The sequence below is a fragment of the Mammaliicoccus lentus genome (genome assembly GCF_002902755.1).
In the GTDB taxonomy this organism is placed as follows: domain Bacteria; phylum Bacillota; class Bacilli; order Staphylococcales; family Staphylococcaceae; genus Mammaliicoccus; species Mammaliicoccus lentus.
On sequence record NZ_PPRS01000005.1, the window covers coordinates 51,174 to 73,258 of the forward strand.

Below are 22,085 nucleotides of genomic sequence, written 5' to 3' on the forward strand. Positions count from 1 at the left end.
ACTTTCGATGACCAAAGGAATCTTAGGAAGAAAAATTGGAATGACTCAAGTATTCGCAGAAAATGGTGAATTAATACCAGTAACTGTAGTAGAAGCTAGTCAAAACGTTGTATTACAAAAGAAAACTGAAGAAGTAGATGGCTATAATGCTCTACAAATCGGTTTTGAAGACAAACAAGCATATAAAAAAGATCGTAAATCTAATAAATATGCTACTAAAGCTGCTGAAGGACATGCTAAAAAAGCTGGTTCAGCACCTAAGCGCTTCACTCGTGAATTCAGAAACATAGATGTTTCAGCATACGAGGTAGGTCAAGAAGTCACTGTAGATACATTCCAAGCAGGAGACATTATTGATGCAACAGGCGTTTCTAAAGGTAAAGGTTTCCAAGGCTCAATTAAACGCCATAACTTCGCACGTGGACCAATGAGTCACGGTTCTCATTTCCACAGAAGCTCTGGTTCAATGGGTATGGCTTCAGATGCTTCTAAAGTATTCAAAGGTAAAGGATTACCTGGCCGTATGGGAGCAAACACAGTAACTATGCAAAACTTAAAAATCGTTAAAGTAGATGCAGAGAACAATGTAGTCCTTGTAAAAGGAAATGTTCCAGGTCCTAAAAAAGGCTTAGTAAAACTTACAACTTCAATCAAAAAAGGTAATAAATAATTATTTAGGTGAAAGGAGGAAACAACATTATGGCTAATTTTGATGTATTAAAAGTAGATGGTTCTAAATCAGGATCTATCGAATTAAATGATAGTGTATTTGGTATCGAACCAAACCAACACGTATTATTTGAAGCAGTTAACTTACAACGCGCTTCATTACGCCAAGGTACTCATGCAGTTAAAAATCGTTCGGCAGTTCGTGGTGGTGGACGTAAACCTTGGAAACAAAAAGGTACAGGACGTGCTCGTCAAGGTACAATTCGTGCGCCACAATGGCGTGGTGGTGGTATCGTATTCGGACCAACACCAAGAAGCTATTCTTACAAAATGCCTAAGAAAATGCGTCGTTTAGCATTACGTTCTGCATTATCTGCAAAAGCAAATGATAACGAATTAGCAGTATTAGAAGCATTCAATTTTGATGCTCCTAAAACTAAAGAATTAAAAAATGTAATGAGCAATTTAGAACTTTCTAAAAAAGTATTATTCATCGTTGATGCTTTAGATAACAATGTTGAATTATCAGCTCGTAACATTCCAAGTGTAAAAGTTATTGACGCTCAAAGTTTAAACGTCTTAGATATTTTAGACGCTAACAAAGTCGTAATAACAAAAGCAGCTGTGGATAAAGTAGAGGAGGTGCTCGGATAATGGAAGCAAGAGATGTTATTAAGCGCCCCGTAATCACAGAGAAATCTTCATCAGATATGGGATTAGACAAATACACATTTGATGTAGATACTCGTGCAAATAAGACACAAGTTAAAATCGCAATCGAAGAAATTTTCGACGTTAAAGTAGACTCAGTTAACATCATGAACATTAAAGCGAAAGCTAAACGTGTTGGTCGTTACAATGGTTTCACTAACAAACGTCGTAAAGCAATCGTAACTCTAAAAGACGGTTCATCAATCGACTTTTTCAACTAATAAACAATTACCATTAAGGAGGTAAAACGACAATGGCTCTTAAAAAGTATAAGCCAATTACAAATGGTCGTCGTAATATGACTTCTTCAGATTTCGCTGAAATCACATCAACGACTCCTGAAAAATCATTATTACAACCGCTTCCGAGAAAAGCGGGACGTAACAACCAAGGTAAATTGACAGTTCGTCACAGAGGTGGCGGTCATAAACGTCAATACCGTGTAATTGATTTCAAACGTAACAAAGATGGAATTCCAGCTAAAGTAACAACAGTTGAATATGATCCAAACCGTTCTGCTAATATTGCATTAGTAGTATACGCAGATGGTGAGAAAAGATATATCCTTGCTCCTAAAGGTTTAAAAGTAGGACAAGAAATTTTCAATGGTCCAGAAGCAGATATCAAATTAGGTAACGCATTAGCATTACAAGATATCCCAGTTGGTACTACAATTCACAATATCGAATTAAAACCAGGTAAAGGTGGACAATTAGTTCGTTCTGCTGGTACAAGTGCTCAAGTACTTGGTAAAGAAGGTAAATACGTACTAGTTCGTCTTAAATCAGGTGAGGTTCGTATGATTTTATCTACTTGCCGTGCTACAATCGGACAAGTTGGTAATATTGCTCACGAATTAATCACAGTTGGTAAAGCCGGCCGTACTAGATGGATGGGTAAACGTCCTACAGTTCGTGGTTCTGTAATGAACCCTAACGATCACCCACACGGTGGTGGTGAAGGTCGTACACCAATCGGTCTTGATTCACCAATGTCTCCATGGGGCAAACCAACACTTGGTAAGAAAACTCGTAAGAAAAGCCAACGTTCATCTAAATTTATCGTTCGTGGTCGTAAGAAAAAATAATAATACCTTATTTACGTGTGCGGCTTAAATGCCGCGCGCAATAATAAGAAGGGAGGCGCCATAATGGCTCGTAGTCTTAAAAAAGGACCTTTCGTTGATGATCATTTAATGAAAAAAGTTGAAGCTCAAAACGAAGGTGAAAAAAAATCAGTTATTAAAACATGGTCTCGTCGTTCAACAGTATTCCCTAATTTTATAGGACATACAATTGCAGTATATGATGGTCGTAAACACGTACCAGTTTTCATTACTGAAGACATGGTTGGTCATAAATTAGGAGAGTTTGCTCCTACACGTACTTATAAAGGGCACGCTGCAGACGACAGAAAGACTAAACGCTAATTTCTAAAAAGAGGAGGAAGTCACAATGGAAGCAAAAGCGGTTGCTAGAACAATAAGAATCGCACCTCGTAAAGTGAGATTAGTTTTAGATCTTATTAGAGGTAAAGAAGTGGCAGAAGCAATTGCCATCTTAAAATTAACGAATAAAGCAACATCACCTGTTGTTGAAAAATTATTAATGTCAGCATTAGCAAATGCAGAACATAACTATGATTTAAATCCTGATACTTTAGTAGTAAGAGAAGCTTACGCTAATGAAGGACCTACATTAAAACGTTTCCGTCCACGTGCACAAGGTCGTGCAAGTGCGATTAACAAACGTACTAGCCACATTACAATCGTAGTTGGCGAAAAAGAAGTTAAAGAAGCTAAAGAAGTTAAAGAAGCATAATTAACCAAATCATTAAGGAGGGAATATAGTGGGTCAAAAAATTAATCCAATCGGACTTCGTGTCGGTGTAATTCGTGACTGGGAAGCAAAGTGGTATGCAGATAAAGACTTCGCAACACTTTTACATGAAGACTTAAAAGTTCGTAAATATATCGCAGAAGCATTAAAAGAAGCTTCAGTTTCAAGTGTTGAAATTGAACGTGCAGCAAACCGCATCAATATTGCAATCCACACTGGTAAGCCAGGAATGGTTATTGGTAAAGGCGGTTCAGAAATAGAAAAATTACGTAACAAATTAAACGCATTGACTAACAAAAAAGTACACATCAACGTTATCGAAATCAAAAAAGTTGATTTAGATGCTACATTAGTTGCGGGTAACATTGCTCGTCAATTAGAAAATCGTGTATCTTTCCGTCGTGCTCAAAAACAAGCAATCCAACGTGCAATGAAATTGGGTGCTAAAGGTATCAAAACACAAGTATCTGGTCGTCTAGGTGGCGCGGATATCGCTCGTGTAGAACAATATTCAGAAGGAACTGTTCCACTTCATACACTACGTGCAGACATTGATTTCGCACATGAAGAAGCCGACACTACGTACGGTAAACTAGGTGTTAAAGTATGGATCTACCGTGGAGAAGTTCTTCCTGCAAAGAAGTCTAGTGAAGGAGGAAAATAATAATGTTATTACCAAAACGTGTTAAATTCCGTCGTCAACATCGTCCTAAAACAACTGGTCGTTCAAAAGGCGGAAATGAAGTAACATTTGGTGAGTATGGCCTACAAGCTCAATCAGCAGCTTGGATTACATCTCGTCAAATTGAATCAGCTCGTATCGCAATGACACGTTATATGAAACGTGGCGGAAAAGTATGGATCAAAATATTCCCACATACACCTTACACTAAAAAACCTTTAGAAGTACGTATGGGTTCTGGTAAAGGTGCAGTTGAAGGTTGGGTAGCAGTAGTTAAACCAGGACGTATCTTGTTCGAAGTTGTAGGTGTTCAAGAAGAAGTAGCACGTGAAGCATTACGTCTTGCTGCACACAAACTTCCAGTTAAATCTAAGTTTGTAAAACGTGAAGAATTGGGTGGTGACACAAATGAAAGCTAAGGATATCAGAAATTTAACCACTACTGAAATTGAAAAAGAAATTAAAGAAGCTAAAGAACAATTATTCAACTTACGCTTTCAGTTAGCAACTGGTCAACTTGAAGAGACTGCTAACATTCGAAAAGTTAAAAAAACGATTGCACGTTTGAAAACAATCGTTCGTGAAAGAGAAATCGAACAAGAGAAAGCAGCAGATAATAAATAATCAAGTAAAGGAGGTTCATTACTGTGAGCGAAAGAAATGACCGCAAAGTTTACGTTGGTAAAGTAGTTTCAGATAAAATGGATAAAACTATTACAGTAGTTGTAGAAACTTACAAAACTCATAAATTATATGGTAAACGAATCAAATATTCAAAAAAATATAAAACTCATGATGAAAATAATTCAGCAAAAATGGGCGATATCGTTAAGATTGCAGAAACACGTCCTTTATCATCAACTAAGCATTTCCGTCTAGTTGAAATCGTTGAAGAATCAGTAATTATTTAATAGAAGTATAAAGATAAGGGAGGTCAAACAAAGATGATCCAACAAGAAACACGTTTAAAAGTGGCAGACAACTCTGGTGCTCGTGAAGTATTAACAATCAAAGTTTTAGGCGGAACTGGTCGTAAAACAGCAAACATTGGTGACGTTATCGTTGTTACTGTTAAAAATGCTACACCAGGCGGCGTTGTTAAAAAAGGTGAAGTCGTTAAAGCTGTTGTTGTTCGTACTAAAACAGGTGTACGCCGTGAAGATGGTTCATACATCAAATTTGACGAAAATGCATGTGTAATCATTCGTGATGACAAAGGTCCACGTGGTACACGTATATTCGGTCCTGTAGCGCGTGAATTACGTGAAGGTAACTTCATGAAGATAGTTTCTCTAGCGCCAGAGGTACTTTAATCTATAATGATAAAAAACAAAATTCCTAAGGAGGTGCCTACACATGCACGTACGTAAAGGTGACAACGTAATCGTTATCTCAGGTAAAGATAAAGGTAAAACTGGTAAAGTTTTAGAAGCATTACCTAAGAAAGAACGCGTAGTTGTAGAAGGTGTGAACGTTATTAAAAAACACCAGAAACCAACTCAGTTCAATCCAGAAGGTGGTATCTTAGAAACAGAAGGTACTATCCATGTATCAAACGTTCAATTACTAGATCCTAAGACAAACGAACCAACTCGTGTTGGATTCAAAGTAGTAGATGGTAAAAAAGTTCGTATCGCTAAAAAATCAGGCGAAGAAATTAAATCATCAAAAGAATAATTATTAAGTGAAAGGAGGATCCACTTTGACACGTTTAAAAGAAAAGTTTAATAATGAAATTTCATCTGAATTAGTTAAGAAATTTAACTACAGCTCAGTAATGGAAGTACCAAAAATCGAAAAAATCGTAGTAAATATGGGTATCGGTGATGCGGTTCAAAACTCTAAAGTTTTAGATTCAGCTGTTGAAGAATTGCAATCAATCACTGGTCAAAAACCAGTAGTAACTAAAGCAAAAAAATCAATTGCGACTTTCCGTCTTCGTGAAGGTATGCCAATCGGTGCAAAAGTAACATTACGTGGAGAAAGAATGTATGAATTCTTTGATAAATTAATCTCAGTTTCATTACCACGTGTACGTGACTTCCGCGGTATCTCTAAAAAAGCATTTGACGGTCGCGGTAACTACACATTAGGTGTTAAAGAACAATTAATTTTCCCTGAAATCGACTATGATAAAGTAAGTAAAGTACGCGGAATGGATATCGTTATCGTAACAACTGCTAACACTGACGAGGAAGCTCGTGAATTGTTAACACAATTCGGTATGCCATTTCAAAAGTAATCTCTAATTATAAAGGAGGCTAATTAAGTGGCTAAAAAATCAATGATCGCTAAACAACAACGTAAACAAAAATTCGGAGTTCGTGAATATACGCGTTGTGAACGTTGTGGACGTCCACATTCAGTATACCGTAAATTCAAACTTTGTCGTATTTGTTTCCGTGAACTAGCGTACAAAGGCCAAATCCCTGGCGTACGTAAAGCTAGTTGGTAAAACTCAAAAGAATGAAAGGAGGATACACAAATGACAATGTCAGATCCAATTGCAGATATGTTAACTCGCGTACGTAACGCAAACATGGTACGTCATGAAAAATTAGAGTTACCTGCATCAAACATTAAAAAAGAAATCGCTGAAATCCTTAAAAACGAAGGATTCGTAAAAAGCGTAGAATATATCGAAGATGATAAGCAAGGTGTTATCCGTATGTTCCTAAAATATGGTCAAAACAACGAGCGTGTTATCACAGGTTTAAAACGTATTTCTAAACCAGGTTTACGTGTTTATGCTAAAGCTGACGAGATTCCAAGAGTTCTTAACGGTTTAGGTATTGCACTTGTCTCTACATCTGAAGGTGTTGTAACTGATAAAGTTGCTAGACAACGTGGAATCGGTGGAGAAGTATTAGCTTATATCTGGTAATTATAAAATTATAAGGAGGTGCCCACATAATGAGCCGTGTTGGAAAGAAAATTATTGAGATTCCTTCAGACGTAACTGTTGCTATCGAAGGTAACACGATTACAGTAAAAGGATCTAAAGGTGAATTAACTAGTACTTTTAATGAAGAAATGACATATAAACAAGAGGAGAACACTTTAGAAGTTGTTCGTCCATCTGACTCTATAGAACACAAAACAGTACATGGCACAACTCGTGCATTGATCGCTAACATGATCGAAGGTGTATCTAAAGGTTTTGAGAAAAACTTAGAACTTATCGGTGTAGGTTACCGTGCTCAAATGCAAGGTAATAACATCATCCTTAACGTAGGATATTCTCACCCAGTTGAAATTACTGCTGAAGATGGTATCACATTATCAGTAGATAAAAACACTAAAATTAAAGTAGAAGGTATTTCTAAGGAACGTGTTGGTGCTGTTGCATCTTACATCCGTTCAATCCGTCCACCAGAACCTTATAAAGGTAAAGGTATTCGTTACGAAGGCGAATATGTTCGTCAAAAAGAAGGTAAAACTGGTAAGTAATCACTAAGATAAGAAAGGAGCACTAACATGATCGCTAAAATCGACAAAAATAAAGTTCGTTTGAAAAGACATGCTCGCGTGCGTTCTAAATTAGCTGGAACAAGCGAAAAACCACGTTTAAATGTTTATCGTTCAAACAAACATATTTATGCTCAAGTTATTGATGACGTAAACGGTGTTACAATCGCTCAATCATCAAGTTTAGATAAAGACTTAAATATAGAGCAATCAGGTAATGTAGAAGCTGCAGCTAAAGTTGGCGAAAGCGTTGCAAAACGTGCGTCAGAAAAAGGCGTTGAAACTGTAGTATTTGACCGTGGAGGATATTTATATCACGGACGTATTCAAGCATTAGCTGATGCAGCTCGCGAAAACGGACTTCAATTTTAATTTAAAGGAGGGACACTCATGCGTCGTAAAGAACAAGAAGTTAAAGAATTTGAAGAGCGCGTAGTTACGATTAACCGTGTAGCTAAAGTAGTTAAAGGTGGTCGTCGTTTCCGTTTCACAGCTTTAGTAGTTGTTGGAGACAAAAATGGTCGCGTAGGTTTCGGTACAGGTAAAGCACAAGAAGTACCTGAAGCTATTAAAAAAGCAGTAGAAGCTGCTAAAAAAGATTTAGTAACAGTTCCACGTGTTGAAGGAACGACTCCTCACCAAGTTATTGGACGTTTTGGTGCAGGTAATGTTTTAATTAAACCAGCAGCACCTGGTACAGGTGTTATTGCAGGTGGACCAGTTCGTGCGGTATTAGAACTTGCTGGTATCACTGATATCTTAAGTAAATCATTAGGTTCAAACACACCAATCAATATGGTTCGTGCTACAATTGAAGGACTTAAAGAACTTAAAAATGCCGAACAAGTAGCTAGTCTACGCGGTAAATCAGTAGAAGAATTATTAAATTAAGGAGGGAAAAAACACTATGGCTAAATTAGAAATCACCCTCACTCGTAGCATTATAGGTCGCCCTGAAACTCAACGTAAGACAGTTCAAGCGTTAGGACTAAAAAAGACAAACTCAACTGTTATAGTTGAAGACAATCCTGCGATTCGTGGGCAAATCGAGAAAATTAATCACTTAATCAAAGTTACTGAACAATAATAATAATCAAAGTATTAAGGAGGTGCCAAAATGAAATTACATGAATTGAAACCAGTTGAAGGTGCTCGTAAAGAGCGTAACCGTGTTGGTCGTGGTATGGCAACAGGTAACGGTAAAACAAGTGGACGTGGACATAAAGGTCAAAAAGCACGTTCAGGTGGCGGTACTCGTTTAGGTTTCGAGGGTGGTCAATTACCATTATTCCGTCGTTTACCAAAACGTGGATTCTCTAACATCAACCGTAAAGATTATGCAATTGTTAATTTAGACCAATTAAATCGTTTCGAAGATGGAACTGAAATCACACCTGCATTATTAGTTGAATCAGGTGTAGTGAAATCTGAGAAATCAGGTATCAAAGTATTAGGAAACGGTTCATTAGAAAAGAAATTAACAATACAAGCTCATAAATTCTCAGCTTCAGCAATTGAAGCAATCGAAGGTAAGGGCGGAACGCATGAGGTGATCTAATGTTTGAAACGATCGTTAGTTTTTTGAAGACTAAAGACATTCGTAACAAGATATTATTCACACTAGCAATGCTCGTTATATTCAAAGTTGGGACTTATATTCCAGCTCCTGGCGTTAATCCAGATGCTTTTAATCAAAATAAAGGTTCGCAAGGTATTACCGATTTGTTTAATACATTCGGTGGAGGTGCCTTGCAGAACTTCTCAATTTTAGCTATGGGTATTATGCCTTATATTACTGCTTCAATTGTAATGCAGTTATTACAAATGGATGTTGTGCCTAAATTCACTGAGTGGGCTAAACAAGGTGAGGTAGGACGTAAAAAGATTAATCAATTTACGCGTTATTTCACGATTGTTTTAGCTTTCGTACAAGGTTTAGGTATGTCATATTCATTTAATAATATGCTTGGCGGTAATTTAATTCAAAATACTTCAGTTTTAAATTATGTTTTAATTGCACTCGTATTAACAGCTGGAACAGCTTTCTTAATGTGGTTAGGTGAGCAGATAACACAATTCGGTGTAGGTAATGGTATTTCAATTATCATCTTTGCCGGTATATTATCTTCATTACCAAACTCATTAATACAATTTTACCAACAAAGCTTTGTTGGTGCAGATGATACTACAATGGCTTGGTTAAAAGCGATTGGTTTATTTGTTGGTATGGTTTTACTTACAGTTGGTGCAGTATATGTACTACAAGCTATTCGTAAAATTCCAATTCAATATGCTAAACGTCAACAACAAGGTTCAGGTGCAGGATTATCTGCAAAAGCAACATATTTACCTTTAAAAGTTAATGCAGCTGGTGTTATACCTGTAATTTTTGCAATGGCATTTTTCATGTTGCCAAAAACCTTAACATTGTTCTTCCCAGAACAAGATTGGGCGCAAACAGTTACTAGATATGCAGATCCATCTCATAATATTGGAATGATAGTCTATGTTATTTTAATTATAGCTTTCGCCTACTTTTATGCATTTGTTCAAGTTAATCCTGAAAAAATGGCAGAAAACTTACAAAAACAAGGTAGTTATGTACCAGGTATTAGACCTGGTGAACAAACTAAAAAATATATCACTAGAGTGCTCTATCGTTTAACATTTGTTGGTTCAATTTTCTTAGCTGTAATTTCTATAATTCCAATTTTAGCTATTAAGTTAATGAACTTACCACAAGCTATACAAGTTGGTGGTACAAGCTTACTAATCGTTATCGGTGTTGCTATTGAAACAATGAAAACTTTAGAAGCTCAACTTAATCAACGAGAGTATAGAGGCTTTAGAAGACGATAAACAAGTAGGAGGGCATTTATGAACATCATTTTAATGGGTTTACCTGGTGCAGGTAAAGGAACTCAAGCGAGTGAAATTGTTAAGAAATACCCTATTCCCCATATCTCAACTGGTGATATGTTCCGTAAAGCGATTAAAGAAGAGACTGACCTTGGTAAACAAGCGAAATCTTATATGGATCGTGGGGAACTTGTTCCAGATGAAGTGACTATAGGTATCGTTAGAGAAAGACTTGCTGAAGAAGATGCGAAAAAAGGATTCTTACTAGATGGTTTTCCTCGTACAGTAGAACAAGCTGATGCATTAAATGATATATTAAGTAGCTTAGGTCGTGAAGTTGATGCAGTAATTAACATCCAAGTGCCTGAAGAAGAACTTATGAATCGTTTAACTGGCAGACGTATTTGTGAAGTATGTGGAACAACTTATCATTTAGTATTTAATCCACCAAAAGTTGAAGGCATCTGTGATCTTGATGGCGGTAAACTATACCAACGTGAAGATGATAATCCTGATACAGTAGCAAATCGTTTAAGTGTTAATGTTAAACAAACAAAACCACTTTTAGATTTCTATGAAAATCAAGGTGTTTTGAAAAACATCGATGGTTCTCGTGAAATTGAAAATGTTACTGAAGATGTTATTCAAATTCTTGAAACATTAAAGTAATGACGCTTTCACCCCGAATTCGCCTAGCTTTAGGTGGTTCTTGAACGCGTGTTAGCGTTCAATTTTAAGGATCAAGACAGTATTTAGGTTTTTGAAATACAATCGGAGTGATTACTAAAAGCGATAAGTATTTGAAGTGTTGTCGAATGCAAATCTTAAGTATTAAAATCATCCCAATTTTATAAACCTGTGCTTATTCTATGTGATTTAATCACCTAAAGTATGTCTCGTATTTTGGACCAGGTTTTAAAACATGAAATACAATTAGTATTTCACGATAATGAATAGAAAAAGGGGGAAATGATCATGGCTAAACAAGATGTAATCGAATTAGAAGGTACTGTATTAGATACTTTACCAAACGCTATGTTTAAAGTAGAATTAGAAAATGGACATGAAATTTTGGCACACGTGAGTGGTAAAATTCGAATGAATTATATTAGAATTCTACCTGGCGACAAAGTAACAGTTGAAATGTCTCCGTATGACCTAACACGCGGAAGAATCACTTATCGTTATAAATAATCGTCACTCCAAATACAAGGAGGTATACAAAGATGAAAGTAAGACCATCAGTAAAACCAATTTGCGAAAAATGTAAAGTTATTCGTCGTAAAGGTAAAGTAATGGTGATTTGTGAAAATCCAAAACACAAACAAAAACAAGGCTAATAAAAGAGAGGTGTAAATAAATGGCTCGTATTGCAGGTATTGACGTACCACGTGAGAAACGCATAGTAATTTCGTTAACTTACGTATATGGTATCGGAAAAACAACAGCACAACAAATTCTTAAAGAAGCAAACGTATCTGAAGACACACGTGTTCGTGATTTAACAGATGACGAATTAGGTCGTATCCGTGAAGTTGTAGATAACTACAAAGTTGAAGGTGACCTTCGTCGTGAAACAAACTTAAACATTAAACGTTTAATGGAAATAGCTTCATATCGTGGTATCCGCCATCGTCGTGGTTTACCAGTTCGTGGTCAAAAAACTAAGAACAATGCGCGTACGCGTAAAGGACCAGTTAAAACAGTAGCGAACAAGAAAAAATAATAAGTAAAGGAGGCACATATAAATGGCACGTAAACAAGTATCTCGTAAACGTAGAGTGAAAAAGAATATCGAAAGTGGTGTTGCTCACATTCGCTCAACATTCAACAATACAATCGTAACGATCACTGATGATTTCGGTAATGCATTATCATGGTCTTCAGCTGGTGCGTTAGGATTCAAAGGTTCAAAAAAATCAACTCCATTCGCAGCACAAATGGCTTCAGAAACAGCTTCAAAAACTGCTATGGAACATGGTTTAAAAACTGTAGAAGTTACAGTTAAAGGTCCTGGCCCAGGTCGTGAATCAGCGATCCGTGCGTTACAATCAGCTGGATTAGAAATTACAGCTATTAGAGACGTTACACCAGTACCTCATAACGGATGTCGTCCACCAAAACGTCGTCGTGTATAATTTTTGTTAGTTCATAAGTTCAAAAGTCACTGGATAGAAATTAATAAAATTTAATCGACGTTTATAAGGAGGATATATTTATAATGATTGAAATCGAAAAACCTAGAATTGAAACAATAGAAGTTAGTGATGATTCTACATTCGGTAAGTTCGTTGTTGAACCGCTAGAACGTGGTTATGGTACAACACTAGGCAACTCCTTACGTCGTATCCTATTATCTTCATTACCAGGTGCGGCAGTTAAAAATATCGAAATTGAAGGTGTTCTTCACGAATTCTCAGCAGTCGAAAATGTAGTTGAAGACGTTACGACTATCATTATGAACATCAAGAAATTAGCACTTAAAATTTATTCTGAAGAAGATAAAACACTTGAAATCGATATTAAAGATGAAGGTGAAGTTACTGCGAAAGATATTATGCATGATAGTGATGTTGAAATCTTAAACCCAGAGTTAAAGATTGCAACTGTATCTAAAGGTGGTCACCTTAAAATACGTCTAATTGCTAATACTGGTCGCGGATACGCTTTAGCGGAAAAAAATAACACAAGTGATTTGCCAATTGGTGTCATTCCAATCGACTCACTTTATTCTCCAGTAAATCGTGTTAATTACACTGTTGAAAATACACGTGTAGGGCAAAGTAGTGATTATGATAAATTAACTTTAGATGTTTGGACAGATGGTTCTTTATCTCCTCAAGAAGCAGTTTCTTTAGGTGCTAAAATCATGACTGAACACTTAAACATTTTTGTTAATTTAACAGATGAAGCACAAAATGCTGAAATTATGATTGAAAAAGAAGAAGATCAAAAAGAGAAAGTACTAGAAATGTCTATAGAAGAATTAGACCTATCAGTGCGTTCATACAACTGTTTAAAACGTGCAGGAATTAACTCTGTACAAGAATTAGCAGATAAATCTGAGGCAGATATGATGAAAGTGAGAAACTTAGGTCGTAAGTCTCTAGAAGAAGTTAAATATAAATTAGAAGATCTTGGTCTTGGTTTAAGAAAAGAAGACTAATAAAGGAGGTTAATTCATGGGTTACAGAAAATTAGGTCGTACTTCGGATCAACGTAAAGCAATGTTACGTGACTTAGCTACTCAACTTATCGTTTCTGAGCGCATCGAGACTACAGAAGCTCGTGCTAAAGAACTACGTAAAGTTGTCGATAACTTAATTACTTTAGGTAAAAAAGGTGATCTAGCTTCACGTCGTAGAGCTGCTCAAACATTACGTGATGTTAAAATCCTAGAAGATGACAAAACAATTACTGTTTTACAAAAATTATTCAATGATGTTGCGCCTCGTTACGAAGAGCGTCAAGGTGGATACACTCGTATTATGAAAGTGGGACCACGTCGCGGTGACGGAGCAGAGTCAGTAATTATTGAATTAGTATAATTTATTCTTTATTGGAGTGACGCAAGTCACTTCAATCATTCTTTATAAATACAGTTTATTTCACACACACAAAGCAAATGAGTGCAATGATAATGTTTACCACACATAGATATTGTCTAGCTCAGAGTACTCCATCACATTTGAATGACTTATCGCGTGAACTCGTCTATGGTGGAGTGCGCGCTTTTTTATTTTAAATCCGTTTATACGGATTTTTTTTATGGAAAAAATTAAAAGATAATCAAACATTAATTTTTATATTTGAACTTAAGTAATTAAAAGTATTTTAAAGCAATATATGATTACTTTTCTTTCGTGATGCTGTAAAATAGAGAGACAATTAATTTTCGAAGGATGAATATAGATGGTGCAGAACGAAATTATTAGGTTCTCGAATGTTACATTTAAATACGATGAAGATGAACCTACTGCATTGGAAAATGTTACATTTAATATAAAACGCGGTAAATGGACATCAATCGTTGGCCATAATGGTTCAGGTAAGTCTACAATTGCTAAATTGCTCATGGGTATCAACAATAATTATGAAGGAGATATTATTGTAAAAGATATTAAAGTATCTGAAGAAAATATCGACGAAGTTAGAAAACATATTGGTATCGTTTTCCAAAATCCTGATAATCAGTTTATAGGCTCTACTGTAGAATATGATGTTGCGTTTGGAATGGAGAACCAAGGCATAGAATATAGTCTTATGCATACAATTGTAGATCAAGTATTAACTGAAGTAGGTATGTTAGAAATGAAGACATTCGAGCCATCTCATTTGTCAGGCGGTCAAAAACAGCGCGTTGCAATTGCAGGTATTTTAGCTATGTCCCCAGATGTCATTATTTTAGATGAAGCAACAGCAATGTTAGACCCTGAAGGAAAAGAAAGCATCATGAATTTAATTAAAACTATACAAGATGAACGTCACTTAACAGTCATTTCAATTACACACGATTTAGAAGAAGCAGTAGAAGCTGATGAAATTATCGTTATGAATAAAGGTAAAGTTTATAAACAAGATGTCCCAGAAGAAATATTTAAAGAAGGGGCATATTTAACTGAAATAGGATTAGATTTACCTTTCGCAATGAGAATGAATAGCCTGTTATTAAATAATTACGCGTTTTCATCTTTTGAACAGTTGGTGAATCGCTTATGAAAATTATATTTAATAATGTAAGTTATGACTATGGTTTAAAAACGCCATTTCAATATAGAGCGTTAAATCATATTTCAACCACATTTAACGAATCGAAATTTTATGCAGTTGTAGGTCAAACTGGGTCGGGGAAATCTACGCTAATCCAACATTTAAACGCAATATTAAAGCCAACTGAAGGGCAGTTAACTATCGATGAAATAGAAATCAATAGAAAGACAAAATCTAAGAAATTATCTCCTGTTCGTAAAAAGGTTGGTATCGTTTTTCAATTTGCAGAACATCAATTATTCGAAGATACAGTCGAAAAAGATATTATATTCGGTCCACTTAATTATGGTATGGATAAAGATAAAGCAGTTAAAAGAGCAGAAGAATTAATGGATTTATTAGGTATGGAACATGCTTTATTAAAGAAGTCGCCATTCGAGCTCTCAGGTGGCCAAAAACGACGTATAGCTATCGCGGGTGTATTAGCTATGGAACCTGAAATATTAGTCCTTGATGAGCCTACAGTGGGCTTAGACCCTAAAGGACAACAAGACATGATGGATTTGTTCAGAAAAATACAAATGGGCTTAGGTATTACAGTAATACTTATTTCTCATCAAATGGACATCGTTTTGAAATACGCAGATGAAGTGAAAGTGATTAAAGCAGGAGAATTAATAGCTGAAGATAAACCTATTAATATTTTTACTAATGAAGAATTAGTGAGACAAGCACATTTAGATATTCCAAAAATCATCCAATTACAACAAGCAGTTGAGCGCAAATACAATATGCAATTTGATCAACTTGCAACTTCTGAAGAAATGTTTAAAGATATGTATGATAAGTGGGTGATGAAACATGACAGATAAACTGATAATTGGTCGTTATATTCCTGGTAATACAATTATTCACCAACTTGATTCTCGAATGAAAATGATTTTTGTACTACTTTTTATGGTGTTAATATTCTTTTGTAATTCGTGGTTGAGTTATTGTTTCATGATTTTATCCGTTTTATTCATTATGTATTTATCAAGAATAAAACTTTGGTTTTTAATTAAAGGTCTTACTCCAGTGATGATTCTATTTATCTTTACATTCGTCATGCACTTAATCGTAACAAAAGGTGGTCCTGTGCTCATTGATTTTAAAATATTTACAGTTGAACAAAATGGTGTAGTACAAGGAACATTTATTGTGTTAAGACTTGTGTTACTTGTTATGATTTCAACTATTATGACCCTTACTACAAGCCCAATTAGTTTAACAGATGCAATAGAATCAATGCTAAGACCCTTAAAAAAAATAAAGTTTCCAGTTCACGAAATGGCTATGATGATGTCTATATCTTTAAGGTTTATCCCAACTTTAATGGATGAATTGGAAAGAATAATAAAGGCTCAAACATCAAGAGGTTCAGATGTTACGTCTGGAAGTATTATGAATAGATTTAAAGCTATTATACCTTTATTAATTCCTATGTTTATTTCGGCTTTTAAGAGAGCAGACGACTTAGCAGTAGCAATGGAAGCAAGAGGATATAACGCATCAAATGTTAGAACAACATATCGTAAGTTAAATTGGCGTATGAGAGATACGTTAGCATTATCAACAATTATTATCATAGCAATTGTTATATATTTATTAAGAAATTGAGGTGCCTATTTTGAGGATGTTAGTGAAAATTTCATATCATGGAGGACAATTCATGGGGTTTCAAATACAACACCATGAAAGAACAGTCCAATATGAATTTGAAAGAATTCTAAAAAGAATGCACCGTACATTTGTTAGAATTCATCCTTCTAGTAGAACGGATAAAGGCGTTCACGCTATAGAACAATATTTTCATTTTGATACAGATTTGAATATCGCCCCAGATAAATGGCAGTATGCATTTAATTCTGCTTTACCAAAAGATATATATGTTCAAAGCGTAGAACAAATCAGTGATACATTTCATTGTCGATATCATTGTGTAGGTAAAAAATATCGTTACAAAGTTTATATAGACGAAGCTAGAAAAGTATTTGAACACGATACAAAAGTACAACAAAAGAAACCGGTCGATATAAACGCAATGAACGAAGCAGCTAAATCATTTTTAGGGACACATGATTTTACAAGTTTTTGTTCACAAAAGACAGAAGTAAAAAACAAAGAAAGAACAATTTATCAAAGTGAAGTTGTAGAAACGGAAGAAGGCTTTGAATTTATCGTGACAGGTTCTGGTTTTCTATATAATATGGTACGTGTTATGGTAGCTTATCTAATTCTTGTAGGTGAAGGGAAAAGAAGCGGTCAGGAAATTCATAAATTACTTGAAGAAAGAGATCGTAATAAAGTCCCACATACAGCACCTGCACATGGATTATACTTAGAAAGAATTTATCTTAGCGAAGAAGAACTCAAAGAAGAGTTTGGAGAACACATTCACATTCATAAGAAAAACTCTATATAAATTGTTTGAAATCAATTGACAAAAAGCGAAATAAATTATATTATAGTTAACGGTATTGTTTTATATCACCACCACGATAAGCCCCGGAATCTTATTGTGTTTTAAGATATAGAAGCAGGAATCAGATAACGGAATATAAGATGTATGTTTTTTCTTTGGTACAGGCGAATTCATACATCTTGACCAGAACTTTTTTAAAATTTAGGAGGACACTATAATGCGTCAAACATTTATGGCTAATGAAGCAAACATCGATCGCAAATGGTTTGTTGTTGATGCTGAAGGAGAAACGTTAGGTCGTTTATCATCAGAAATCGCATCAATCTTACGCGGTAAACATAAAGCAACTTATACACCACACGTTGATACAGGAGATAATGTTATAATTATCAATGCTGACAAAATCTACTTATCAGGTAACAAAGAACAAGATAAAATTTACTACCGTCACTCAAATCACCCAGGCGGAATCAAATCAATTTCAGCTGGTGAATTAAAAGAGAAAAACCCAGTTCGTTTATTAGAAACATCTATCAAAGGTATGTTACCAAATAATAAACTTGGTGAAAAACAAGGTAAAAAATTATTCGTATATGCTGGTGCAGAGCATCCACATGCTGCACAACAACCTGAAAACTACGAGTTACGTGGTTAATTAAGAGGAGGATACTACATTGGCACAAGTTGAATATCAAGGCACAGGCCGTCGTAAACATTCAGTAGCACGTGTACGTTTAGTACCTGGTGAAGGTAACATAACAATTAACAAACGTGACGTACGTGACTACTTACCATTTGAATCATTAATTTTAGATTTAAACCAACCATTTGAAGTAACTGAAACTAAAGGAAACTATGATGTTTTAGTAAACGTTCAAGGTGGCGGTTTAACAGGACAAGCACAAGCTATCCGTCACGGAATTGCACGTGCATTGTTAGAAGCTGACCCAGAATACCGTGCTTCATTAAAACGCGCAGGATTACTTACTCGTGATCCACGTATGAAAGAACGTATGAAACCTGGTCTTAAAGGCGCTCGTCGTTCACCACAATTCTCAAAACGTTAATATTGTTTACCAATATTATTTTGATTCCCATAAGCAAATGCTTATGGGATTTTTTATACTTAACTAATAAATATTTTTATCATTATATAAAATATATTAAAATCTCTAAACCTCCAAGTTGACTTGTATTATATCTAGTGTTAATATGATTCAATCAAAGATATAAAAAGTCTTTAATATCTTTGAAAGGTAAATTACTGCACTAAAATTAAATTTTGATAAAGTTTTAGTATTTTATTAAAGCACGATATAAGCAAAGAAGCATAATTAAATTTATATATAAATTCTGTTTTATCTATTTGAGGAGGTATTTTAATGAATCAAAAATTAACAAAGAAAATCAATAACTTAGAGACGATACAAAGAATTCCAGTAGAAGATATACTATCATTTATTTCTCTAAATAAAGTGGATAAAGTATTAGATCTTGGAGCTGGAGTAGGGTATATAAGTCTTCCAATATCTAAGTACGTAGATGAAGTAACTGCAATTGATTTTGATGAAGACATTTTAAATTATTTAGATAAAAAATCTAAGGAAAAAGAAATTACGAGTATTGAAACACTGGTATCAGATTTTAAAGATATTCAATTAAGTAGCGAAACATTCGATAGAGCAATTGCATCAATATCACTGCATGAAGTAAGTCCACTTTCGCAGGCTTTAAATGAAATATATAGAGTCTTAAAAAATAAAGGCGTATTTCTATGTATTGAATTAGAAAAGCTAGATTTAACAAAAGCTCCAAGAGTCTCGTCAGAAGATATGGTAGAACAAGTTCGAGATGCAGGATTTGATAAAGTAGATGTATTTTATCCAGAAGGTAAAATTGCTAATCAGCCTGTTTATATAGTTGTAGCAGAAAAGAATATATAAGCTAAAAGTTTTCTAGATATATTAGATTGGCTATTGGTAAATAATATACGATAAAATTATACTCACTATACAGTCCATGGAATAAAGCCTGTTTCTTGATACATATGCTATAACAAGTTATGTTGTATATAGGATATTAAGATAAAGTAGAAAGTCACTTGATTAACTTCCAAATCATGAGTAGATATTTCATATTAATGAAATAATAATAGGGGGAAGATTTATATGCTAAAAGAACAGTTTGAAATTTCTTATAATATGTTATCAAATATTATAAAAGATATTGATGAGAAAGAGGCAGACTTTCAGTTAGAGTTGGCTAATAATAATATTAAGTGGCAGCTAGGTCATATCATAGTTGCGAATGAAACGTTTGTATTTGGTACGACTGAGGAAGAGAATACTTTAGGGGCTGAATTAGGAAAGTCATTTGCACCTGGTACTTCACCTCAAAGCTTTACTGGCGCTGAACCAACATTTAAAGAACTAAAAGGTATTTTAAATACACAATTAGACAGAATATTAAATATTGTAGATGACCAATTAGATCGTAAACGAAATGAGCCATTAGCTAATATGACAACTTTTGCTGAAACAATACCTTTTGGTGTTACGCATACTAATTACCATACTGGACAAATAAAATTGATGAAAACTATGATGGATAAACTCGATCAAGGTGTATAATTAATTAGGCTGAGACATTTAATTATGTCTCAGCCTGTTTTTTTTGTACATTTAAAACAAATTAATGTCTTATCTTCTAAAACAATACCTTCTATAAAACCACTGTTACAATAAATATTCTTTTGACAAATCTTACATTTACCGACAAGTTCTTTTTCCAATATAATCACCTTCATATTAATATTAAATACTAAAAAATGATATGATAATTATAATCAATATTAACATACAATAATGGAGTGATAGAGATGGTATTGGAAATGAAAACAAAATGCGACAATTGCGATTATGTTTTCCATGAAAAAAGTAATGCTTTTATTTGTGTAAAAGAACATACTTTTTGCCGTGATTGTGCAGAAAATCTATATTATGTTTGCCCAGAATGTAGTGGCGAACTTGTAGTAAGACCGAAACTTAAAGCTGATGAAAACACAATTATGAGTGATAGATAAATTTTTATAGATAAACAGGGGGATATACAATTGAATATCGTAAAAATTAACGAAGATGACATTTCACGAATTGTACCAATTTTTAATGCATATCGTGTTCATGCGGGGAAAAAATCTAATAAAGAACAGGCTAATACATTTCTGTATAATAATTTAAAAAATAAAAATGCTACTATATTTATAGCTGAAGAAGAAAATGATGTTATTGGATTTATACAATTATATACGATGCTTTCTTCGATGAAAATGTCACAACTACTTATTATTAATGATTTGTTTGTTACTGAACAAGCACGTGGTAAACACGTTGGTGAGAAACTCATGAACCAAGCATTTCAATATGGTAAAGAAAATGGGTATGAGATAATGTATTTGGAGACTGAGAAAACAAATGTAGCTGGAAACAAACTATATCAAAAATTAGGTATGGTTTTAGATGAAGATCATAACTATTATAGTAAGCCTTTATAAAATAAAACAAGAGGTGGGGATTAAATGAAAGCAATTGGATTTAAAAATGGCTTTGATTTAAATGAAGAAAACGGTTTTGAAGAATTAGACTTACCTACGCCTAAAGCTGAAGGTAAAGATATACTTGTAAATGTAAAAGCAGCAAGTATTAACCCAGTAGATACAAAGTTACGAACGGCAAACTACGATGATTACAAAGTATTAGGCTATGATGCAGCAGGTGTTGTAGAAGCGGTTGGAAATGATGTTGAATTATTCCATGTTGGAGATGAAGTATACTACTCAGGATCTAACATTAGACAAGGTTCTAATGCAGAATATCAACTCGTCGATGAAAGACTAGTAAGTATTAAACCAGAACATTTATCCAATGTAGAAGCTGCTGCATTACCTTTAACTTCACTTACAGCGTTTGAAGCGCTCTGCGAAGGGTTAAATATATCAACAAACCCTGAAGATAATGAAGGAAAGAAATTACTGATTATTAATGGAGCTGGTGGTGTTGGTTCAATAGCAACTCAAATTGGAAAACATCTAGGTTTAACTGTAATCACTACAGCTTCTAGAAAAGAAACAAGAAGATGGTCTGAAAAAATGGGCGCTGATATTGTATTAAATCATAAACACCATTTACCAGATGAATTAAAAGCTCACCGTATCAATGAAGTAGATTATATTTTTGATACGCATAATAGTGATGAATACTTTGCAGTAATGGCAGAAATGATAAAACCTAGAGGCAAAATTGTAGCGTTAGTTAATTTTATGGATAAAGTAGATTTAAATTTATTAAAAGATAAAAGTGTTTCATTTTCATTTGAATTTATGTTTACAAGACCTAAATATGAAACTGAAGATATGAAACAACATCATAAATATTTAAGTGAATTGATGAAATTAATAGATAGAGGCTCTATTAAAACAACACATTATCAAACATTAAAAGGCTTAACTGTAGAAACAATTACAAAAGCTCATGAAATGATAGAAAAAGGAAATAGTATAGGTAAAATTGTAATAGACTATGAAGAAAAATAAATATAGTTAAGAAATATATTAAAAAAAGAGCTTGAGATATAAATCTCTGGCTCTTTTTTGGATAGAATATATTGTTATTGGATTAATTACGCC

39 protein-coding genes are annotated in these 22,085 nt (G+C 34.4%); all 39 read left to right on the forward strand.

Features of this window, described 5'->3' with window-relative positions; translation table 11 throughout:
- Positions 1–7: 7 nt before the first annotated feature.
- The 39 genes from rplC (at position 8) to CD135_RS02790 (ending at position 21,992) form a co-directional block, all read left to right on the forward strand.
- Complete coding sequence (gene rplC / locus CD135_RS02600) at positions 8–670, forward strand: 50S ribosomal protein L3 (protein WP_103268766.1); 663 nt, start codon at positions 8–10, stop codon at positions 668–670.
- Positions 671–699: 29 nt separating this feature from the next.
- Positions 700–1,323 carry a 50S ribosomal protein L4 gene (gene rplD, locus CD135_RS02605; RefSeq protein ID WP_064204194.1) on the forward strand — a complete coding sequence of 208 codons (624 nt, stop codon included), beginning with the start codon at positions 700–702 and terminating at the stop codon, positions 1,321–1,323.
- Positions 1,323–1,601 carry a 50S ribosomal protein L23 gene (rplW, locus tag CD135_RS02610; RefSeq protein WP_103268767.1) on the forward strand — a complete coding sequence of 93 codons (279 nt, stop codon included), beginning with the start codon at positions 1,323–1,325 and terminating at the stop codon, positions 1,599–1,601. The genes rplD and rplW overlap by 1 nt, the downstream gene beginning before the upstream one ends.
- A gap of 32 nt (positions 1,602–1,633) precedes the next feature.
- Positions 1,634–2,467: a 50S ribosomal protein L2 gene (gene rplB / locus CD135_RS02615; RefSeq protein ID WP_016998803.1), complete on the forward strand. Its 834-nt coding sequence runs from the start codon at positions 1,634–1,636 to the stop codon at positions 2,465–2,467.
- 63 nt (positions 2,468–2,530) lie between these two features.
- Complete coding sequence (gene rpsS / locus CD135_RS02620; RefSeq protein ID WP_016998804.1) at positions 2,531–2,809, forward strand: 30S ribosomal protein S19; 279 nt, start codon at positions 2,531–2,533, stop codon at positions 2,807–2,809.
- Between the two features lie 25 nt (positions 2,810–2,834).
- Positions 2,835–3,200 carry a 50S ribosomal protein L22 gene (rplV, locus tag CD135_RS02625; RefSeq protein WP_016998805.1) on the forward strand — a complete coding sequence of 122 codons (366 nt, stop codon included), beginning with the start codon at positions 2,835–2,837 and terminating at the stop codon, positions 3,198–3,200.
- Positions 3,201–3,228: 28 nt separating this feature from the next.
- Positions 3,229–3,882, forward strand: coding sequence for a 30S ribosomal protein S3 (gene rpsC / locus CD135_RS02630; protein WP_103268768.1), 654 nt, complete (start codon positions 3,229–3,231; stop codon positions 3,880–3,882).
- 2 nt (positions 3,883–3,884) lie between these two features.
- On the forward strand, positions 3,885–4,319 hold the full coding sequence (gene rplP / locus CD135_RS02635; protein ID WP_103268769.1) for a 50S ribosomal protein L16: 435 nt from the start codon (positions 3,885–3,887) through the stop codon (positions 4,317–4,319).
- Positions 4,309–4,524: a 50S ribosomal protein L29 gene (rpmC, locus tag CD135_RS02640; RefSeq protein WP_103268770.1), complete on the forward strand. Its 216-nt coding sequence runs from the start codon at positions 4,309–4,311 to the stop codon at positions 4,522–4,524. The genes rplP and rpmC overlap by 11 nt, the downstream gene beginning before the upstream one ends.
- A 23-nt stretch (positions 4,525–4,547) precedes the next feature.
- Positions 4,548–4,811: a 30S ribosomal protein S17 gene (gene rpsQ / locus CD135_RS02645; protein WP_103268771.1), complete on the forward strand. Its 264-nt coding sequence runs from the start codon at positions 4,548–4,550 to the stop codon at positions 4,809–4,811.
- A 33-nt stretch (positions 4,812–4,844) separates the two neighbouring features.
- A complete protein-coding gene (gene rplN, locus CD135_RS02650) occupies positions 4,845–5,213 on the forward strand; it encodes a 50S ribosomal protein L14 (RefSeq protein WP_016998810.1) in 369 nt (122 codons plus the stop codon).
- A 43-nt stretch (positions 5,214–5,256) separates the two neighbouring features.
- Positions 5,257–5,577, forward strand: a complete 321-nt coding sequence (gene rplX, locus CD135_RS02655) for a 50S ribosomal protein L24 (RefSeq protein WP_064204193.1) — start codon at positions 5,257–5,259, stop codon at positions 5,575–5,577.
- Positions 5,578–5,602: 25 nt separating this feature from the next.
- On the forward strand, positions 5,603–6,142 hold the full coding sequence (rplE, locus tag CD135_RS02660) for a 50S ribosomal protein L5 (RefSeq protein WP_016998811.1): 540 nt from the start codon (positions 5,603–5,605) through the stop codon (positions 6,140–6,142).
- Between the two features lie 27 nt (positions 6,143–6,169).
- Entirely contained in the window at positions 6,170–6,355 is a 186-nt protein-coding gene (locus CD135_RS02665) for a type Z 30S ribosomal protein S14 (RefSeq protein ID WP_016998812.1), read from the forward strand.
- Between the two features lie 30 nt (positions 6,356–6,385).
- Positions 6,386–6,784, forward strand: coding sequence for a 30S ribosomal protein S8 (gene rpsH / locus CD135_RS02670; protein ID WP_016998813.1), 399 nt, complete (start codon positions 6,386–6,388; stop codon positions 6,782–6,784).
- Between the two features lie 29 nt (positions 6,785–6,813).
- Entirely contained in the window at positions 6,814–7,350 is a 537-nt protein-coding gene (gene rplF, locus CD135_RS02675; RefSeq protein WP_016998814.1) for a 50S ribosomal protein L6, read from the forward strand.
- A gap of 27 nt (positions 7,351–7,377) precedes the next feature.
- Positions 7,378–7,740 carry a 50S ribosomal protein L18 gene (gene rplR / locus CD135_RS02680; protein ID WP_103268772.1) on the forward strand — a complete coding sequence of 121 codons (363 nt, stop codon included), beginning with the start codon at positions 7,378–7,380 and terminating at the stop codon, positions 7,738–7,740.
- A gap of 18 nt (positions 7,741–7,758) precedes the next feature.
- Positions 7,759–8,259, forward strand: a complete 501-nt coding sequence (gene rpsE, locus CD135_RS02685; protein ID WP_016998816.1) for a 30S ribosomal protein S5 — start codon at positions 7,759–7,761, stop codon at positions 8,257–8,259.
- Between the two features lie 16 nt (positions 8,260–8,275).
- Positions 8,276–8,455, forward strand: a complete 180-nt coding sequence (rpmD, locus tag CD135_RS02690; RefSeq protein ID WP_016998817.1) for a 50S ribosomal protein L30 — start codon at positions 8,276–8,278, stop codon at positions 8,453–8,455.
- 30 nt (positions 8,456–8,485) lie between these two features.
- Positions 8,486–8,926, forward strand: a complete 441-nt coding sequence (gene rplO, locus CD135_RS02695) for a 50S ribosomal protein L15 (RefSeq protein ID WP_016998818.1) — start codon at positions 8,486–8,488, stop codon at positions 8,924–8,926.
- Complete coding sequence (secY, locus tag CD135_RS02700) at positions 8,926–10,227, forward strand: preprotein translocase subunit SecY (protein WP_016998819.1); 1,302 nt, start codon at positions 8,926–8,928, stop codon at positions 10,225–10,227. The genes rplO and secY overlap by 1 nt, the downstream gene beginning before the upstream one ends.
- A gap of 18 nt (positions 10,228–10,245) precedes the next feature.
- The gene (locus tag CD135_RS02705) at positions 10,246–10,896 is read left to right on the forward strand and encodes an adenylate kinase (protein WP_103268773.1); all 651 of its coding nucleotides are present in this window, start codon (positions 10,246–10,248) and stop codon (positions 10,894–10,896) included.
- A 306-nt stretch (positions 10,897–11,202) separates the two neighbouring features.
- Positions 11,203–11,421, forward strand: a complete 219-nt coding sequence (infA, locus tag CD135_RS02710; RefSeq protein ID WP_001118443.1) for a translation initiation factor IF-1 — start codon at positions 11,203–11,205, stop codon at positions 11,419–11,421.
- 32 nt (positions 11,422–11,453) lie between these two features.
- Positions 11,454–11,567 carry a 50S ribosomal protein L36 gene (gene rpmJ / locus CD135_RS02715; protein WP_003156543.1) on the forward strand — a complete coding sequence of 38 codons (114 nt, stop codon included), beginning with the start codon at positions 11,454–11,456 and terminating at the stop codon, positions 11,565–11,567.
- 20 nt (positions 11,568–11,587) lie between these two features.
- The gene (rpsM, locus tag CD135_RS02720; protein ID WP_016998821.1) at positions 11,588–11,953 is read left to right on the forward strand and encodes a 30S ribosomal protein S13; all 366 of its coding nucleotides are present in this window, start codon (positions 11,588–11,590) and stop codon (positions 11,951–11,953) included.
- A 22-nt stretch (positions 11,954–11,975) separates the two neighbouring features.
- On the forward strand, positions 11,976–12,365 hold the full coding sequence (gene rpsK, locus CD135_RS02725; RefSeq protein ID WP_016998822.1) for a 30S ribosomal protein S11: 390 nt from the start codon (positions 11,976–11,978) through the stop codon (positions 12,363–12,365).
- Positions 12,366–12,448: 83 nt separating this feature from the next.
- Positions 12,449–13,393, forward strand: coding sequence for a DNA-directed RNA polymerase subunit alpha (locus tag CD135_RS02730; protein ID WP_064204192.1), 945 nt, complete (start codon positions 12,449–12,451; stop codon positions 13,391–13,393).
- A gap of 16 nt (positions 13,394–13,409) precedes the next feature.
- Positions 13,410–13,775 carry a 50S ribosomal protein L17 gene (gene rplQ / locus CD135_RS02735; protein WP_016998824.1) on the forward strand — a complete coding sequence of 122 codons (366 nt, stop codon included), beginning with the start codon at positions 13,410–13,412 and terminating at the stop codon, positions 13,773–13,775.
- 364 nt (positions 13,776–14,139) lie between these two features.
- Positions 14,140–14,946, forward strand: a complete 807-nt coding sequence (locus tag CD135_RS02740) for an energy-coupling factor transporter ATPase (protein ID WP_016998825.1) — start codon at positions 14,140–14,142, stop codon at positions 14,944–14,946.
- Complete coding sequence (locus CD135_RS02745) at positions 14,943–15,809, forward strand: energy-coupling factor transporter ATPase (protein ID WP_103268774.1); 867 nt, start codon at positions 14,943–14,945, stop codon at positions 15,807–15,809. Before CD135_RS02740 ends, CD135_RS02745 begins: the two co-directional genes overlap by 4 nt.
- Positions 15,799–16,596, forward strand: coding sequence for an energy-coupling factor transporter transmembrane component T family protein (locus CD135_RS02750; protein ID WP_103268775.1), 798 nt, complete (start codon positions 15,799–15,801; stop codon positions 16,594–16,596). The genes CD135_RS02745 and CD135_RS02750 overlap by 11 nt, the downstream gene beginning before the upstream one ends.
- Before the next feature lie 10 nt (positions 16,597–16,606).
- A complete protein-coding gene (truA, locus tag CD135_RS02755) occupies positions 16,607–17,401 on the forward strand; it encodes a tRNA pseudouridine(38-40) synthase TruA (protein WP_070044888.1) in 795 nt (264 codons plus the stop codon).
- A gap of 217 nt (positions 17,402–17,618) precedes the next feature.
- Complete coding sequence (rplM, locus tag CD135_RS02760) at positions 17,619–18,056, forward strand: 50S ribosomal protein L13 (protein WP_016998829.1); 438 nt, start codon at positions 17,619–17,621, stop codon at positions 18,054–18,056.
- A 19-nt stretch (positions 18,057–18,075) separates the two neighbouring features.
- Complete coding sequence (gene rpsI, locus CD135_RS02765; RefSeq protein WP_016998830.1) at positions 18,076–18,468, forward strand: 30S ribosomal protein S9; 393 nt, start codon at positions 18,076–18,078, stop codon at positions 18,466–18,468.
- Positions 18,469–18,783: 315 nt separating this feature from the next.
- A complete protein-coding gene (locus CD135_RS02770; RefSeq protein ID WP_103268776.1) occupies positions 18,784–19,344 on the forward strand; it encodes a class I SAM-dependent methyltransferase in 561 nt (186 codons plus the stop codon).
- 225 nt (positions 19,345–19,569) lie between these two features.
- A complete protein-coding gene (locus CD135_RS02775) occupies positions 19,570–20,031 on the forward strand; it encodes a DinB family protein (protein WP_016998832.1) in 462 nt (153 codons plus the stop codon).
- A 248-nt stretch (positions 20,032–20,279) separates the two neighbouring features.
- Positions 20,280–20,483, forward strand: coding sequence for a DUF1272 domain-containing protein (locus CD135_RS02780; protein WP_016998834.1), 204 nt, complete (start codon positions 20,280–20,282; stop codon positions 20,481–20,483).
- A gap of 30 nt (positions 20,484–20,513) precedes the next feature.
- Positions 20,514–20,954, forward strand: coding sequence for a GNAT family N-acetyltransferase (locus CD135_RS02785; RefSeq protein WP_016998835.1), 441 nt, complete (start codon positions 20,514–20,516; stop codon positions 20,952–20,954).
- Between the two features lie 24 nt (positions 20,955–20,978).
- On the forward strand, positions 20,979–21,992 hold the full coding sequence (locus tag CD135_RS02790) for a zinc-binding alcohol dehydrogenase family protein (protein WP_103268777.1): 1,014 nt from the start codon (positions 20,979–20,981) through the stop codon (positions 21,990–21,992).
- The last annotated feature ends 93 nt before the right edge of the window (positions 21,993–22,085 follow it).

Bases quoted from the DNA above. Each gene is read 5' to 3' on its own strand.
- rpsH (WP_016998813.1), top strand. From the start codon at position 6,386: ATGACAATGTCAGATCCAATTGCAGATATGTTAACTCGCGTACGTAAC.
- rplB (WP_016998803.1), top strand. From the start codon at position 1,634: ATGGCTCTTAAAAAGTATAAGCCAATTACAAATGGTCGTCGTAATATG.
- CD135_RS02775 (WP_016998832.1), top strand. From the start codon at position 19,570: ATGCTAAAAGAACAGTTTGAAATTTCTTATAATATGTTATCAAATATT.
- rplX (WP_064204193.1), top strand. From the start codon at position 5,257: ATGCACGTACGTAAAGGTGACAACGTAATCGTTATCTCAGGTAAAGAT.
- rplO (WP_016998818.1), top strand. From the start codon at position 8,486: ATGAAATTACATGAATTGAAACCAGTTGAAGGTGCTCGTAAAGAGCGT.
- CD135_RS02705 (WP_103268773.1), top strand. From the start codon at position 10,246: ATGAACATCATTTTAATGGGTTTACCTGGTGCAGGTAAAGGAACTCAA.
- rplD (WP_064204194.1), top strand. From the start codon at position 700: ATGGCTAATTTTGATGTATTAAAAGTAGATGGTTCTAAATCAGGATCT.
- rplW (WP_103268767.1), top strand. From the start codon at position 1,323: ATGGAAGCAAGAGATGTTATTAAGCGCCCCGTAATCACAGAGAAATCT.
- CD135_RS02740 (WP_016998825.1), top strand. From the start codon at position 14,140: ATGGTGCAGAACGAAATTATTAGGTTCTCGAATGTTACATTTAAATAC.
- CD135_RS02730 (WP_064204192.1), top strand. From the start codon at position 12,449: ATGATTGAAATCGAAAAACCTAGAATTGAAACAATAGAAGTTAGTGAT.
- rplR (WP_103268772.1), top strand. From the start codon at position 7,378: ATGATCGCTAAAATCGACAAAAATAAAGTTCGTTTGAAAAGACATGCT.
- rplN (WP_016998810.1), top strand. From the start codon at position 4,845: ATGATCCAACAAGAAACACGTTTAAAAGTGGCAGACAACTCTGGTGCT.
- rpmD (WP_016998817.1), top strand. From the start codon at position 8,276: ATGGCTAAATTAGAAATCACCCTCACTCGTAGCATTATAGGTCGCCCT.
- CD135_RS02750 (WP_103268775.1), top strand. From the start codon at position 15,799: ATGACAGATAAACTGATAATTGGTCGTTATATTCCTGGTAATACAATT.
- secY (WP_016998819.1), top strand. From the start codon at position 8,926: ATGTTTGAAACGATCGTTAGTTTTTTGAAGACTAAAGACATTCGTAAC.
- rplM (WP_016998829.1), top strand. From the start codon at position 17,619: ATGCGTCAAACATTTATGGCTAATGAAGCAAACATCGATCGCAAATGG.
- rpmJ (WP_003156543.1), top strand. From the start codon at position 11,454: ATGAAAGTAAGACCATCAGTAAAACCAATTTGCGAAAAATGTAAAGTT.
- rpsS (WP_016998804.1), top strand. From the start codon at position 2,531: ATGGCTCGTAGTCTTAAAAAAGGACCTTTCGTTGATGATCATTTAATG.
- CD135_RS02780 (WP_016998834.1), top strand. From the start codon at position 20,280: ATGGTATTGGAAATGAAAACAAAATGCGACAATTGCGATTATGTTTTC.
- rplV (WP_016998805.1), top strand. From the start codon at position 2,835: ATGGAAGCAAAAGCGGTTGCTAGAACAATAAGAATCGCACCTCGTAAA.
- rplP (WP_103268769.1), top strand. From the start codon at position 3,885: ATGTTATTACCAAAACGTGTTAAATTCCGTCGTCAACATCGTCCTAAA.
- rplQ (WP_016998824.1), top strand. From the start codon at position 13,410: ATGGGTTACAGAAAATTAGGTCGTACTTCGGATCAACGTAAAGCAATG.
- CD135_RS02790 (WP_103268777.1), top strand. From the start codon at position 20,979: ATGAAAGCAATTGGATTTAAAAATGGCTTTGATTTAAATGAAGAAAAC.
- CD135_RS02770 (WP_103268776.1), top strand. From the start codon at position 18,784: ATGAATCAAAAATTAACAAAGAAAATCAATAACTTAGAGACGATACAA.
- rpsM (WP_016998821.1), top strand. From the start codon at position 11,588: ATGGCTCGTATTGCAGGTATTGACGTACCACGTGAGAAACGCATAGTA.
- rpmC (WP_103268770.1), top strand. From the start codon at position 4,309: ATGAAAGCTAAGGATATCAGAAATTTAACCACTACTGAAATTGAAAAA.
- rplF (WP_016998814.1), top strand. From the start codon at position 6,814: ATGAGCCGTGTTGGAAAGAAAATTATTGAGATTCCTTCAGACGTAACT.
- CD135_RS02745 (WP_103268774.1), top strand. From the start codon at position 14,943: ATGAAAATTATATTTAATAATGTAAGTTATGACTATGGTTTAAAAACG.
- rpsE (WP_016998816.1), top strand. From the start codon at position 7,759: ATGCGTCGTAAAGAACAAGAAGTTAAAGAATTTGAAGAGCGCGTAGTT.
- infA (WP_001118443.1), top strand. From the start codon at position 11,203: ATGGCTAAACAAGATGTAATCGAATTAGAAGGTACTGTATTAGATACT.
- rplC (WP_103268766.1), top strand. From the start codon at position 8: ATGACCAAAGGAATCTTAGGAAGAAAAATTGGAATGACTCAAGTATTC.
- rpsK (WP_016998822.1), top strand. From the start codon at position 11,976: ATGGCACGTAAACAAGTATCTCGTAAACGTAGAGTGAAAAAGAATATC.